Genomic DNA, 13606 nt, shown 5'->3' on the forward strand with positions numbered 1-13606 from the left:
GAAAAAGATGGAAATCAGAACTGCTCGCCGAACTCGTCGTCGCCGTACGAGTCAAGAACAGTGGAAGGATCAAAGCCGGCCGGGGAATCCTTGAGCGAGAGGCCCAGCTCAGCGAGCTTCGCCTTCACCTCGTCAATGGACTTCTGGCCGAAGTTACGGATGTCGAGCAGGTCTGCCTCGGAGCGGTTGGTGAGTTCACCGACGGTGTACACACCTTCGCGCATGAGGCAGTTGTACGAACGAACCGTGAGGTTGAGGTCGTTGATCGGAAGCGCCAGATCAGCGGCGAGAGCCTGGTCGGTCGGCGAAGGGCCAATCTCGATGCCTTCGGCTTCCTGGTTGAGCTCCTGAGCGAGACCAAAGAGCTCCACGAGGGTTTTGCCCGCCGACGCGATGGCGTCGCGAGGTGCGATCGCCTGCTTCGTTTCGACATCAATGATGAGTCGATCGAAGTCGGTGCGCTGCTCAACACGGGTTGCCTCAACCTTGTACGTCACCTTGAGAACGGGCGAGTAGATCGAGTCAACCGGAATGCGGCCAATCTCGCCCTCGGCGCCCTTGTTCTGCTGGGCCGAAACGTAGCCGCGGCCACGCTCAACGATCAGCTCAACCTCGAGGCGGCCCTTGGAGTTAAGGGTCGCGATGTGCAGGTCCGGGTTGTGGATCTCAACACCGGCAGGCGGGGTGATGTCGGCGGCGGTCACGACGCCCTCACCCTCCTTGCGCAGGTACATGACGACCGGCTCGTCGTTCTCCGACGACACCACGAGGTTCTTGATGTTCAGGATGAGCTCGGTGACATCTTCCTTCACACCGGGAACGGTCGAGAATTCGTGGAGAACGCCGTCGATGCGGATCGACGTCACTGCCGCGCCCGGGATGGACGAGAGCAGTGTGCGGCGCAGCGAGTTGCCGAGGGTGTAGCCGAAGCCCGGCTCGAGAGGCTCGATGACGAACCGTGAACGGTAGTCAGAAACGACCTCTTCGGTCAGCGTGGGGCGCTGTGCAATGAGCACGTTGTGTCCTTTCTTGGAACGTCCGCTATATGACGTTCGCGGTGGCGGTACGACACTGATGGATGACGGTTATCGTTTCGCGCACCCGAGCAATGCTCAGTTGCGGCGACGCTTCGGCGGGCGAACGCCGTTGTGGGGCTGCGGGGTGACGTCCTGAATCGAACCGACCTCGAGGCCCGCCGCGGTGAGCGAACGGATGGCGGTCTCGCGACCCGAACCCGGGCCCTTGACGAAGACGTCGACCTTCTTGAGGCCGTGTTCCTGGGCGCGGCGAGCAGCGGCTTCAGCAGCCATCTGCGCGGCGTACGGGGTGGACTTACGCGAGCCCTTGAACCCGACCTGGCCGGAGGAGGCCCACGAGATCACAGCGCCACTCGGGTCTGTGATCGACACGATGGTGTTGTTGAAGGTGCTCTTGATGTGTGCTTGGCCGTTAACGACGTTCTTTTTGTCCTTGCGGCGGGGCTTACGCGCCGCAGCGGCCTGTCGTGACTTTGGAGGCATATGCCAAAACTCCTTGAGTTTGTAAAAGGTGATCGATACGAGTCAGTGCTGGGCACCGCTCGTGGAGTAACTGCGGCTCAGCGAGTGGCCTTCTTCTTGGCGGCCACGGTGCGCTTCGGGCCCTTGCGGGTGCGGGCGTTGGTCTTGGTGCGCTGACCACGAACCGGAAGACCACGGCGGTGACGCATGCCGGCGTACGAGCCGATCTCGATCTTGCGGCGAATGTCCGCGGCGATCTCGCGTCGCAGGTCACCTTCGACCTGGTAGTTCTCTTCGATGTAATCGCGCAGCTTGACGAGGTCCTCATCGGAAACCTGGTGGACGCGCTGATTGCCGTCAACGCCGGTGGCATTGAGAGCTTCAGTTGCGCGGGTGCGACCCACGCCGAAAATGTACGTCAAGGCGACTTCCAGGCGCTTTTCGCGCGGAAGATCGACGCCAACGAGACGTGCCATGAGCAGTTCTCCTACTGTTTCTCAGGGGCCTGATCCAGCATGTCGCTCCCGCATGAGCGGTGCGCCGCGGCCCCTGGCCCGCGGGTGATCCTCGAAATGAGGTTCATGCTGTCTCTTTACTTATAAGGTGCGGTTGTCACCGCGGTGTGCCTCTCCTCTAGAGGCGGTGCACTTAGCCCTGGCGCTGCTTGTGGCGCGGGTTGGTGCAGATAACCATGACGCGCGAGTGGCGACGAATCACCCTGCAGTTGTCACAGATACGCTTCACGCTGGGGTAAACCTTCATGATGCCCTTCTACAGTTGATCTGCCCTTGAACCTTCGAGGCTCAGGAGCGTACCTGACCGCGTGTGCGGCCGGCTTACTTGTATCGGTAAACGATGCGACCCTTTTCAAGGTCGTACGGGCTGAGCTCCACCACCACGCGGTCCTCAGGAAGGATCCTGATGTAGTGCTGGCGCATTTTGCCCGAGATATGCGCGAGTACTTTGTGGCCGTTGTCCAGCTCAACGCGGAAGCGCGCGTTCGCGAGCGCTTCGGTCACGGTGCCCTCGACTTCGATCACGCCGTCTTTTTTCGCCATAGTCTCTACTGTCCCTCTGCCCCTTTCGGGGACTGGTTTCGCATGTGCTACCTTCGAGCGCGCTTTAACGGGCGGCGAACCGCCAGAATTAACGGGGGTAGCCCCAAAGAGCGCACTCGGTTCTCTATCGTACACGCGCGATAGCCCCGCGATAAGTGGCTATAGGCGTGGGTTCGCTCACCTTCCGGTGGTGGCGGAGGAGTCCGACGGTTCCTCGGCGATCATGATGCCGCGCTTTTCGAGCTCCGCCTTGCCGCCATCAACAGCGCTGAGCACGAAGATCCCCGTTTCGGTGACCGCGACGGAGTGCTCGAAATGGGCTGCACGCCCGCCCTTCGTCGCCACGACGGTCCACTCGTCGTCAAGGATGTCGAAGTCACCGTCGCCTTGGATGAGCATCGGTTCGATGCACAGTGCCATACCCGGCACAACTTTCGGCCCCCGGTCGCGGGTCCGGAAATTCATGACGTCGGGCGGCTCGTGCATCGCTCGACCAATCCCGTGCCCGCCAAATTCTTCGAGGTGCTGGATCCGCTCCCCCGCCATCTCGGCAACGTAGTCTTCGATCGCGGCGCCGATCTCCCCTACGCGTTTCGCCTGTGCAAGCGCCGCGATGCCTTCCCACATCGCTCCCCTGGTCACTTCGACGAGTTCGCGATCGGCCTCGCTTTTCGCTGTGCCCACGATGTGCGTCCGGGCAGCGTCGGAGTGCCATCCGTCCACGATGCAGCCGGCGTCCACGCTCACCACGTCACCTTCGCGGATGACTCGGGAGCCAGGAATGCCGTGGACGATCTCTTCATTCACGCTCACGCAGACCGTGGCAGGGAACCCGTGGTAGCCGAGGAAGTTGGACTTCGCGCCCGCACTCGCGATGATGTCGCGCGAGATTTGGTCGATGTCCGCAGTCGTCATACCGGCGCAAAGGCTCTTTTCGATCTCCTCATGGATCCGGGCAAGCAAAAGCCCCGCGCGGCGCATCGTCCCGAACTGCTCGGGAGTTTTGAGGCTTACGCGGGGCTTTCGGCGAAAAGACATTCGGGTTCAGGCTCCGAGTGCGGCGAGGATTTCGGCAGTCACGGTGTCGATGTCCTTCATGCCGTCGATGCGCTTGACAAGACCGCGACGCTCGTAAATGTCGATCAGCGGGGTTGTTTGCTCGCCGTAAACATCGATCCGGCGGCGGATCGTTTCTTCGTTGTCGTCGCTACGGCCCTGCTCCTTGCCGCGCTGAAGAAGGCGCTGAACAATTGCTTCGCTGTCAACGTCGAGAAGCACCACGGCGTCGAGCTCGACACCAAGCTTCGCGAGAATACCATCGAGGGCTTCAACCTGCGCGACGGTACGGGGGTAGCCATCGAGAAGGAAGCCGTCCTGGGCGTCAGCTTCGCCGAGGCGTCCCTCGACCATGTCGTTCGTGACCGAATCGGGAACGTACTCGCCCTTGTCCATGTAGGACTTCGCGAGAACGCCAAGCTCGGTTTCGTTCGACACGTTTGCACGGAAGATGTCTCCGGTCGAAATGGCGGGGACACCGAGCTTCTCCACGATCCGCTCGGCCTGCGTGCCCTTGCCGGCACCCGGGGGACCAACGATAAGGAGGCGGCGTGCGGGGGTAGAGGCGTTCATCGGAGAATCCCTTCGTAGTGGTGCTGCTGGAGCTTGGAGCTGATTTGCTTCAAGGTATCGAGGCCAACACCGATAATGATGAGGAGCGAAGTTCCACCGAACGGGAATTTCTGATCCGCGCCAAGAAGCGCGAAGGCGATCAGCGGAACGAGGGCGAGGACGCCAAGGTAAAGCGACCCCGCGGAGAGCACGCGATTGATCACGTACTCGAGGTAACGCGCGGTCGGGCGTCCGGCACGGATACCGGGCACGAAACCGCCGTACTTCTTCATGTTGTCGGAAATTTCTTCAGCGTTGAAGGTGATCGACACGTAGAAGAACGCAAAGAACACAATGAGGGCGAAATACACGAGCGAGTAAATCCACGAGAATCCCTGACCGAGCACGAAGTGGGCATGGATCCACTGCACCCAAGCGGAGGTCGGATCACCGAAGGAAGCGATGAGCTGGGGAAGGGCGAGAAGCGAGGACGCGAAGATGATGGGGATCACGCCCGCCTGGTTGACCTTGATCGGGATATAGGTCGAGGAGCCACCCACGAGGCGACGGCCGACCTGGCGCTTCGCGTACTGCACCGGAATACGGCGCTGAGACTGTTCGACGTAGATCACAGCCACGACGATCACCATGCCTACGAGCATGACAAGAGCGAACGTCATCCAGCCCTGGAGCTTGAGGATCTGACCGAACGAGCCGGGGAAGCCAGCGGCGATCGACGTAAAGATGAGCAGCGACATGCCGTTGCCCACGCCCTTTTCGGTGATGAGCTCACCGAGCCACATGATCACGAGGGTGCCCGTGGTCATCGTGAGGATCATGAGAACCAGCATCCACCAGGACTGGTTGGGCACGAGGGGCAGGTTGCAGCCCGGGAAGAACGCACCGCTGCGCACGAGCGTAATCACGGTGGTGGATTGGAGAACGGCGAGGCCAATCGTCATGTAACGCGTGTACTGCGTGAGGGTTGCCTGCCCCGCCTGACCGTCCTTATGAAGCTCTTCAAACTTCGGGATCACCACGCGTAGAAGCTGCACGATAATCGACGCGGTGATGTAAGGCATCACGCCAAGTGCGAAGACGGACATCTGCAGCAGCGCCCCGCCGGAGAACAAGTTCACCATGCCGAGCACGCCGCCACCTTCACCACTGAGCGCCTGATCAGCACACGCGTTGATGTTCGTGAAGTCGAAGCCGGGGGTCGGTACGAACACACCGAAGCGATAAATGGCGAGCATTCCCAGAACAAACAGAAGCTTGTTCCTCAGCTCAGGGGTGCGGAAAGCGCGCACAAAGGCGTTGTCCACCAGGTTCCTCCTGTCGGGGCGGCCCGAGGGGTGGGCCAATAATGCACACGGGGCGCATTAGAGCAAGGGATTAATGGCCTATAGAAACAGGCACCGCGACTCAAAATATCCCGAGTCGCGGTGCCTGGTCAAAGAAGCACTATGAAATTTGCTTCAACTCACGCCACGGTGATCGAGCCGCCGGCGGCGGTGATCTTCTCCTCGGCCGAAGCCGAGAACTTCTGGGCGGTGATGTCAATCTTCACAGAAATGTCGCCGGAACCGAGCACCTTGACGGGCTGGTTCTTGCGCACGGCATTCTTCGCGACGAGGTCCTCGACGGTGATCGTGCCACCCTCGGGGAACAGCGCCTCGATGGTATCCAGGTTCACGACCTGGAACTCCACGCGGAACGGGTTCTTGAAGCCACGCAGCTTGGGAAGGCGGCGGTGCATCGGGGTCTGACCACCCTCGAAGCCGGCCTTCACCTGGTAGCGAGCTTTCGTGCCCTTGGTACCGCGACCCGAGGTCTTACCCTTCGAGCCTTCACCGCGGCCCACGCGGATCTTGGCAGTCTTCGCGCCGGGAGCCGGGCGGAGATCGTGAAGCTTAAGCGGGTTTTCGTTAACCATGGATCAGTCCACCTCTTCAACCGTCACGAGGTGACGGACGGCATTGATCATGCCGCGAATCTCGGGGCGGTCTTCTTTCACAACGACGTCGCCGATGCGCTTGAGGCCGAGGCCTCGCACCGTCGAACGCTGTGCGTCGTTACCGCCAATTACAGACTTGACCTGAGTAACCTTGAGCTGCATCAGGCACCTACCTTCTCTTCACGTGCCTCGCGGGCCGCAGCGCGGCCCTCGGCCTGCGCACGGAGCAGGTAGCCGGGGGCGACCTCCTCGAGGGGAAGACCGCGGCGTGCTGCCACTGCCTCCGGCTCCTCGAGCTGCTTGAGGGCCTTGACGGTCGCGTGCACGATGTTGATCGTGTTCGAGGAACCGAGCGACTTCGACAGAACGTCGGCGACGCCCGCGCACTCGAGAACCGCACGCACCGGACCACCGGCGATTACACCGGTACCGGGTGCAGCCGGGCGAAGGAAAACGACGCCTGCGGCGTCCTCTCCCTGAACCGGGTGCACGATCGTGCCCTGGATGCGGGGAACACGGAAGAAGTTCTTCTTCGCTTCCTCAACACCCTTCGAAATGGCGGCAGGAACTTCCTTCGCCTTTCCGTAGCCGATGCCGACGGTGCCGTCGCCGTCGCCCACCACCACAAGCGCGGTGAAGGCGAAGCGGCGACCGCCCTTGACGACCTTCGAGACGCGGTTGATGGTGACAACGCGCTCGAGGAATGCCGACTTCTCTTCCTGACGACCGCCACGGCCCTCGCCGCGGCGACCGCCCTGATTGCGGCCGTTGCCACGACCGCGGTTGTTACGATCCTCGTTTTCGCCCCTCCGACCGGAGGCCGCGGGACCATTGTTACGCTGCTCAGCAGCCATGTGAATCCTCTTCTCGTCCTATTTCCGGGGGGTGGTCACAGAGTCAGTCCGGCCTCGCGGGCACCGTCAGCAACGGCGGCCACGCGACCGTGGTACTTGTTGCCGCCACGGTCGAAGACCACGGCGTCAATACCGGCTTCCTTCGCGCGCTGCGCCACGAGCGAGCCGACCTGCTTGGCCTTCTCGGTCTTCGTGGCCTCCGAGGCGCGGAGGTCTGCTTCCATGGTCGACGCCGACGCGAGGGTGATGCCCTTCGTGTCGTCGATGACCTGAACGTACATGTGGCGCGCCGAACGGGTCACGGCGAGGCGGGGGCGCTCAGCGGTGCCCGCCACACGGCGACGGAGGCGCAGGTGACGGCGGCCGCGTGCGCGGACGCGGCTCTTGCGGTCACCGCGAGTGTGCTTTTCAGCGAAACCCATAATCACTTACCAGCCTTTCCGGCCTTGCGCTTCACGGTCTCGTCGGCGTAACGCACACCCTTGCCCTTGTACGGCTCGGGCTTACGAATCTTGCGAATCTTCGCGGCGGTCTCGCCGACCAGCTGCTTGTCAATACCCGACACCGAGAACTTGGTGGGGCTCTCCACGTTGAACGTGATGCCCATGGGGGCCTTCACGAGAACGGGGTGCGAGAACCCGAGTGCGAACTCGAGGTCGGTTCCCTTCGCGACAACACGGTAACCAGTGCCCACGATCTCGAGCTTCTTCTCGAAGCCCTCCGTGACGCCCTGGACCATGTTCGCGATGAGGGTGCGTGCGAGGCCGTGGAGGGCCTTGTTTTCACGCTCTTCGTTGGGGCGGCGCACAACGATCGAGCCGTCTTCAGCGCGTTCAACGCTGAGGGGCTTCGGAACGTCATACTGAAGCTCGCCCTTCGGGCCAGCGATCTGAACGTGCTGGCCGTCGATCGTCACACCAGTGATGGAAGCCGGTACGGAAACCGGACGAAGTCCAATGCGGGACATTACGGTTCTCCTTTCCGGTTACCAGACGTAGGCGAGGACTTCCCCACCCACACCCTTCTTCGTGGCCTGCTTGTCGGTGAGGAGGCCGGAGGACGTGGACAGAATGGCCACGCCGAGGCCGCCGAGCACCTTGGGCAGGTTGGTGGACTTTGCGTATACGCGAAGGCCGGGCTTCGAGACACGGCGCACGCCCGAGATCGCACGCTCGCGATCGTCGGTGTACTTGAGTTCGATGACGAGGTTCTTTCCAACCTCGGCTTCTTCCTCGCGCCAGTCCTTGATGTACCCCTCGGCCTTCAGAATCTCCGCGATGCGGGACTTGAGGTTCGAGTACGGCATGGTCACGGAATCGTGGAACGCGGTGTTGGCGTTCCGGATTCGCGTGAGCATGTCCGCGATCGGATCAGTCATTGTCATGTCGAATGCTTCTTTCTCACCGTGGTTTCCCTCGCGTGAAGCGGGGACCTGTGGCGATAGTCCTTACCAGCTGCTCTTGGTGACACCGGGCAGTTCACCGCGGTGGGCCATCTCGCGAAGGCACACGCGGCAAAGGCCGAACTTGCGGTACACCGAGTGCGGGCGACCGCACTTCTGGCACCGGGTGTAGGCGCGCACAGCGAACTTGGGCTTGCGCTGCTGCTTGTTCTTAAGCGCTGTCTTGGCCATATCAGTTCTCCTTGAACGGGAAGCCGAGCGCACGAAGCAGCGCACGTCCCTCGTCGTCGGTCTTGGCGGTGGTCACCACGGTGATGTCCATGCCGCGAACACGGTCGATCTTGTCAGGATCGATCTCATGGAACATGACCTGTTCGGTGAGACCGAAGGTGTAGTTGCCGTTGCCGTCGAACTGCTTCGGCGAAAGACCGCGGAAGTCGCGGATACGCGGAAGAGCGGTCGAGAGCAGGCGGTCGAGGAACTCCCACATGCGAGCGCCGCGAAGAGTCGTGTAGCAGCCGATGGCCTGACCTTCACGAAGCTTGAACTGCGCGATCGACTTGCGGGCACGCGTCACCTGCGGCTTCTGGCCGGTGATCGCGGTCAGATCCGCGATGGCACCGTCGATGACCTTCGAATCGCGTGCGGCGTCGCCGACACCCATGTTCACGACGATCTTCGTGAGACCGGGGATGAGCATCGGGTTGGCATAGTTGAACTCGCTCTGGAGCGAATCCTTGATTTCTTCGTGGTACTTGGTCTTAAGGCGCGGGGTGGTCGTCTCAGTCATCAGATGTCCTTCCCGGTGCGCTTCGAGTAACGCACACGAATGGTCTTCGTGCGACCGTCCTCGAGCTCGACCTTCTCTTCACGGAAGCCCACGCGGGTGGGCTTGCCGTCATCAGCCACGAGGGCGACGTTCGAGATGTGGATCGGGGCTTCAACCTGCTCAATGCCACCGGCCTGGCCGTTGTAGCCGGGCTTGTTGTGGCGGGTGATGCGGTTGACGCCCTCGACGAGCACGCGCTGGGTGTCGGGGAACACCTGGAGCACGCGGCCCTGCTTGCCCTTGTCGCCAGCGGTCAGTTCACCCTTGCCCTTTTCGGCGCGGGTTTCGTTGCGCTTGGCGATCTTGTCTGCGTCGCTCGTGCGACCGGTGATGACCTGAACGAGGTCACCCTTCTTAATCTTCATGCTCATGTCACAGCACCTCCGGTGCCAGCGAGATGATCTTCATGAACCGGCGGTCACGCAGCTCGCGGCCCACGGGGCCGAAGATACGCGTGCCACGCGGCTCGCCATCATTCTTGAGGATGACAGCTGCGTTCTCATCGAATCGGATGTATGAACCATCGGCACGGCGGCGTTCCTTCGTGGTGCGAACCACGACGGCCTTCACAACATCGCCCTTTTTGACGTTTCCGCCAGGGATTGCGTCCTTGACGGTCGCAACGATGGTGTCACCAATGCCGGCGTAACGGCGACCGGAGCCACCGAGAACACGGATGCAGAGGATTTCCTTTGCACCGGTGTTGTCGGCGACCTTGAGTCGCGACTCCTGCTGAATCACTAACGTTCTCCTTGCGTCTCGCCGGTTCTCTCGGCGTGAGCCTCGAGCCTTGCGGAACGGATATCGGACTTGTTTTCCGCCACGCTCACGAGTGGGCGCGGCGGCTTCCAGTTCCCGGGCATCAAAAAACCCCGAGCCGGACTCAGGCACTGCCGAAAGGCGATGCAAGGTCTCCGGCTGGGATGGGTCCCACCAGGGGCCCGAGGACCGGGTCCTGTGCTCAGTGGCGCAATCCGTGAACCTTTCGGTTTTCGGGTGCGTACACACAGCAACCCGTCTAGTCTACGGCACGCACGCACTCTTCGTAAGGGGGCGGGGACGCCTTTGCATGTGTGCTTGGTCTCGCTGGGTGTGGCAACGCCTGGTGGGTCGGTGGGGTACGGCGTGCAGCCGTGGGTCCGACGGTGGCCGGCAAGCGTCGGACCTTCTTTTCACACGTGCCCTTCGCCCAGACTCGCATGGGCGAACGCCCGCGCCCTTTCGCGACCCCCTCTTTTCCGCGTGTTTTACCGCGCGGGCCCCGCAAACGGGAGCGTAAGGCTCACGGATGTTCCTTCGCCATGCCACGACGTGAGGGTCGCAGCGCCTCCGTGACGTTCGACGATCGCTTTGACCATGGGCAACCCGAGGCCCGAGCCCTCGATACCGCGAACCTCGCTCGCGCGACCGAGCTCCTCCCATACGAGCGGAAGGTCGTCCGGAGAAATCCCGAGTCCCGTGTCGGCGACCTCGAGCACAATGCCACTTTCGAGCTGGCGCCCCCGCACTTCGATCGCATCGCCCGGCCGCGAGTACTTCACGGCATTGCTCAAAACGTTCACGAGGCACAGGAAGAGGAGGTCTTCGTCGCCGTTGATCGGCGGCAGAGGGCGCGGAGCCGTGGGAAGCGAGACGCGGATCGAGCGTTCGCTCGCACCGGGCACCTCGCGCGCGGTCTCGATGGCGTCGTGGACGAGACGCGAAGGATCGATCTGCGTAATCTCGAGCTGCGTATGCTCGACCTCCCCAATTTTGCGCAGGTCGCTCAGAAGGGAGGTGAGGCGGCGTGATTGGGCGTCGATGCTCGAGCGCTGGCGCTCGGACGGCTCATCGGCAAGCGCCGCTCGAATGCCTTGGATCGGGTTTTTTATTTCGTGGTCGAGTCTGGCGATGAGCCGACGCCGGCTTGCCGTTTGCTCGGCCACGGTTTCGCGCCGCGCCTTGCTCACGGCGTGGCGCGTGTACCACCACGCGCCGAGGGCGGGGAGCACAGCGAGGGTGAGAACCGCGCCGATTGTGAGCGGGAGCCAGGCGAGCGACATCGAGAAGTAGATGTGCCTCGATTCGCCGAGGACGCTCCATACAAGGGAGGCCACCACGCCGATCGCGAGGGGAAGCGCGGCGAAAGCCGAGGCGTAGGCAAGTGGGTGTTTCTTCATGAACGTTCGACCTTCTGGGCGAAGCGATAGCCGAGGCTCGGGACTGTCTCGATATACGTGGGGGAACCGTCGGCGGAACCAATCACGCGGCGGATCTCGGCGATCCGGTGGTCAACGGCTCGCGTGGTCACGATCGCATCGAAACCCCACACGGTCTGCAGGAGCCGCTCACGCGTGAACACTTCGCCGGGGTGCGCCATGAGGTACTCGAGGAGCGCGAACGCCCGTGGCGTGAGCTGGTCTTCTTTGCCACCCACGAAGATCCGCCGGGCCGTGCGATCGATGCGCAGCTCACCAGAGGTGAGTGTCGAGGACGTGCTGAGCGGGGCCGAGCCCCGCGAGCTTCGACGCAGAACTGCCCTGATCCGCGCGAGGAGCTCATGAGGGTCGAACGGCTTATTGAGGTAATCGTCGGCCCCTTCGTCGAGCGCGGATGCGCGCTCGAAACTCTCCCCCACCTGGGTAAGAAGGATGACGGGTAGCCACTCATGGCGTTCGCGGATGCGGCGAAGCGCTTCTCGACCGTCCATGACCGGCATCATGACGTCGAGGATGACGAGATCGGGTTCCTCCTGATCGAGCCTCTCGAGTGCCTCGGCACCGTTCGCTGCCATGCGCACATCAAGCCCGCTGCGTGAGAGCACTCCCCCGAGATGCTCGCGAATCGTCTCATCGTCGTCCACGAGCAGGATGCGCTGACGCGCCGGATCGGCCGGCTCCACTGAACCGGCCGATCCTGACGCGAATGAAGGAGTGTGGCTACCCGTCATAGCGGATCTCCACGCGCCTGTTCTTGGCGCGTCCATCGGGGTTGTCCTCCCCGCCTTTCTCATTGGGCTCAACAGGTTTCGTGTCCCCGTGGCCCGCGACCTCGAGCTTGAGGTCGCCACGCGCCGCGGAGATCGCGTCGGCCACCGCCTGGGCGCGCTCCTTGGAGAGCACGTCGTTGCCGCGATGGTACGGGATGTTGTCAGTGTGCCCGTCGACCTTCACGGTTGCACCCTGGGGAACGTCTTTGACGAGCTCCCCGATGCGTTTCTTCGCCGGGTCAGATAGTTTGTTCGAGCCGTAATCGAAGAGAATGTCCGAGTTCAAGGTGACAACCTTCGTGTTGCCCTCTTGTGTATCGGTATTGAGATCTTCGATGTTTTGCTCGAGCTGGTAGATATTCTGCTCGAGGGGAAAAATATTGGGCTCGTACGTACCGATCGTGCTCGGCGGCTCGGGGGCGGGCGTTTCGTCCCCATTATCCGCAAGGGCCGCTGGCCCAGCAGCGAAGACGAAAGCCGCGGCCGTGAGGCTTACAAGGTGACGCTTTTTCACTTGATTTCGACCCCCTTCGCGACCTCACCCGTCGACCACAGCATCACGTCCATGGTCTTGACGTCCGCCGGCGGCGCCGCGAACGTCGCAAAGGCATACGCGGTCTGACCGGGCATGATGTCCACATCAATGAGTTCAGTCATTGCACGCTCTTGGTTATTCTCCGTCGCAAGTGGCGTGTGCTTTCGGAGGTTCTTCGTGTCGATGACGAATGGCGTCCACCTGTGGCTACCGTTGAGGTAGAAGAAATCCTGCTCCTCCTTCACGGTCGTATTGAGCTTGAACGAGTAGAGGGCGGTGACGGTCTCCCCCTCTCGCTTCAGCCCGTGAAGCGAAGCCGTGACAGTGGCGTTCGGATCCCCCTTGACGACGACAGGAGCCTCCGTCGTGAAGATCGGCGCGGGGTAGTTCGCCCCGTTGGGATCCCCCGCCGCCTGCTGGCCGTTCGCGCCGCCCTGATCGGAACCTGCCGAAGCGCCGCCGGCATCGCTCGCGCCTTGCGCGGGATTCGCGCCGTCGGACCCGCTTCCCTGATCGCCGCCATTGCTGTTGTCTGCCGGGGCTGCCGCGCTCGCCTGTTCCGTGGGCTTCTCATCGCTGCTACCGAGCACGCCGAACGAGCACCCGCTTGCACCGGCAACAAGAAGAGACGCGGCTGCAAGGGCTGCCGCGAGGCGGCGCTTCGTCATCGTGGTCGTCGTCATGGGATTCACTCCTCAAAGTCACGGGAGTCGCTTCTCGCCTCCTCGTTACCTCCACGCTATTGCCCGGATATCGCGGCGGCGTTGCGACGCGGTACCTACTCTGCCATGTCGTGTCGCAGATTTGCGACAACTGTCGTCACGCACATGGCCGTTGGTCACCGTATCGCCAGGAGGGCGCAAACGCCCGCTCAATAGCGGAAGGGGCCGCCCGCT

Annotated in this window: 22 protein-coding genes; all 22 read right to left on the bottom strand. The window is 62.3% G+C overall.

Annotation, left to right across the window (positions count from 1 at the left end; translation table 11 throughout):
* Positions 1-14 precede the first annotated feature (14 nt).
* Positions 15-1016, bottom strand: coding sequence for a DNA-directed RNA polymerase subunit alpha (locus D8M36_RS07185; RefSeq protein ID WP_055089393.1), 1002 nt, complete (start codon positions 1014-1016; stop codon positions 15-17).
* Positions 1017-1112: 96 nt separating this feature from the next.
* Positions 1113-1520: a 30S ribosomal protein S11 gene (rpsK, locus tag D8M36_RS07190; RefSeq protein ID WP_016664053.1), complete on the bottom strand. Its 408-nt coding sequence runs from the start codon at positions 1518-1520 to the stop codon at positions 1113-1115.
* Positions 1521-1597: 77 nt separating this feature from the next.
* Entirely contained in the window at positions 1598-1975 is a 378-nt protein-coding gene (gene rpsM, locus D8M36_RS07195) for a 30S ribosomal protein S13 (protein ID WP_074297683.1), read from the bottom strand.
* Between the two features lie 172 nt (positions 1976-2147).
* Positions 2148-2261: a 50S ribosomal protein L36 gene (rpmJ, locus tag D8M36_RS07200; RefSeq protein WP_016664051.1), complete on the bottom strand. Its 114-nt coding sequence runs from the start codon at positions 2259-2261 to the stop codon at positions 2148-2150.
* Positions 2262-2335: 74 nt separating this feature from the next.
* Complete coding sequence (gene infA / locus D8M36_RS07205) at positions 2336-2557, bottom strand: translation initiation factor IF-1 (protein ID WP_016664050.1); 222 nt, start codon at positions 2555-2557, stop codon at positions 2336-2338.
* Positions 2558-2734: 177 nt separating this feature from the next.
* Positions 2735-3595 carry a type I methionyl aminopeptidase gene (gene map / locus D8M36_RS07210; RefSeq protein WP_126847854.1) on the bottom strand — a complete coding sequence of 287 codons (861 nt, stop codon included), beginning with the start codon at positions 3593-3595 and terminating at the stop codon, positions 2735-2737.
* Positions 3596-3601: 6 nt separating this feature from the next.
* Positions 3602-4186 (bottom strand): adenylate kinase, encoded by a 585-nt coding sequence (locus D8M36_RS07215; protein ID WP_126847856.1) that lies wholly within the window; start codon positions 4184-4186, stop codon positions 3602-3604.
* Entirely contained in the window at positions 4183-5490 is a 1308-nt protein-coding gene (gene secY, locus D8M36_RS07220; protein ID WP_126847857.1) for a preprotein translocase subunit SecY, read from the bottom strand. The genes D8M36_RS07215 and secY overlap by 4 nt, the downstream gene beginning before the upstream one ends.
* Positions 5491-5648: 158 nt before the next feature.
* The gene (rplO, locus tag D8M36_RS07225; protein ID WP_126847859.1) at positions 5649-6101 is read right to left on the bottom strand and encodes a 50S ribosomal protein L15; all 453 of its coding nucleotides are present in this window, start codon (positions 6099-6101) and stop codon (positions 5649-5651) included.
* Positions 6102-6104: 3 nt separating this feature from the next.
* Positions 6105-6287 (bottom strand): 50S ribosomal protein L30, encoded by a 183-nt coding sequence (gene rpmD / locus D8M36_RS07230; protein ID WP_034372287.1) that lies wholly within the window; start codon positions 6285-6287, stop codon positions 6105-6107.
* Positions 6284-6976, bottom strand: coding sequence for a 30S ribosomal protein S5 (gene rpsE / locus D8M36_RS07235; RefSeq protein WP_034372284.1), 693 nt, complete (start codon positions 6974-6976; stop codon positions 6284-6286). Before rpsE ends, rpmD begins: the two co-directional genes overlap by 4 nt.
* Positions 6977-7011: 35 nt before the next feature.
* Positions 7012-7398: a 50S ribosomal protein L18 gene (gene rplR, locus D8M36_RS07240; RefSeq protein WP_034372282.1), complete on the bottom strand. Its 387-nt coding sequence runs from the start codon at positions 7396-7398 to the stop codon at positions 7012-7014.
* Between the two features lie 2 nt (positions 7399-7400).
* Positions 7401-7943, bottom strand: coding sequence for a 50S ribosomal protein L6 (gene rplF, locus D8M36_RS07245; RefSeq protein WP_034372280.1), 543 nt, complete (start codon positions 7941-7943; stop codon positions 7401-7403).
* An 18-nt stretch (positions 7944-7961) separates the two neighbouring features.
* A complete protein-coding gene (gene rpsH, locus D8M36_RS07250) occupies positions 7962-8360 on the bottom strand; it encodes a 30S ribosomal protein S8 (protein ID WP_016664041.1) in 399 nt (132 codons plus the stop codon).
* Between the two features lie 63 nt (positions 8361-8423).
* Complete coding sequence (locus D8M36_RS07255) at positions 8424-8609, bottom strand: type Z 30S ribosomal protein S14 (RefSeq protein WP_016664040.1); 186 nt, start codon at positions 8607-8609, stop codon at positions 8424-8426.
* A gap of 1 nt (position 8610) precedes the next feature.
* On the bottom strand, positions 8611-9168 hold the full coding sequence (gene rplE, locus D8M36_RS07260; protein ID WP_065247396.1) for a 50S ribosomal protein L5: 558 nt from the start codon (positions 9166-9168) through the stop codon (positions 8611-8613).
* A complete protein-coding gene (gene rplX / locus D8M36_RS07265) occupies positions 9168-9578 on the bottom strand; it encodes a 50S ribosomal protein L24 (protein ID WP_055089370.1) in 411 nt (136 codons plus the stop codon). Before rplX ends, rplE begins: the two co-directional genes overlap by 1 nt.
* 1 nt (position 9579) lies before the next feature.
* Positions 9580-9948 carry a 50S ribosomal protein L14 gene (gene rplN / locus D8M36_RS07270; RefSeq protein ID WP_016664037.1) on the bottom strand — a complete coding sequence of 123 codons (369 nt, stop codon included), beginning with the start codon at positions 9946-9948 and terminating at the stop codon, positions 9580-9582.
* Positions 9949-10454: 506 nt separating this feature from the next.
* Positions 10455-11366, bottom strand: a complete 912-nt coding sequence (locus D8M36_RS07275) for a sensor histidine kinase (protein ID WP_126847861.1) — start codon at positions 11364-11366, stop codon at positions 10455-10457.
* Positions 11363-12136 (bottom strand): response regulator transcription factor, encoded by a 774-nt coding sequence (locus D8M36_RS07280; RefSeq protein WP_126847863.1) that lies wholly within the window; start codon positions 12134-12136, stop codon positions 11363-11365. Before D8M36_RS07280 ends, D8M36_RS07275 begins: the two co-directional genes overlap by 4 nt.
* Positions 12126-12689, bottom strand: coding sequence for an OmpA family protein (locus D8M36_RS07285; protein ID WP_126847865.1), 564 nt, complete (start codon positions 12687-12689; stop codon positions 12126-12128). Before D8M36_RS07285 ends, D8M36_RS07280 begins: the two co-directional genes overlap by 11 nt.
* Complete coding sequence (locus tag D8M36_RS07290; RefSeq protein ID WP_126847867.1) at positions 12686-13393, bottom strand: hypothetical protein; 708 nt, start codon at positions 13391-13393, stop codon at positions 12686-12688. The genes D8M36_RS07285 and D8M36_RS07290 overlap by 4 nt, the downstream gene beginning before the upstream one ends.
* Positions 13394-13606 lie beyond the last annotated feature (213 nt).

The organism is Dermabacter sp. HSID17554 (assembly GCF_003989295.1).
In the GTDB taxonomy this organism is placed as follows: domain Bacteria; phylum Actinomycetota; class Actinomycetes; order Actinomycetales; family Dermabacteraceae; genus Dermabacter; species Dermabacter vaginalis.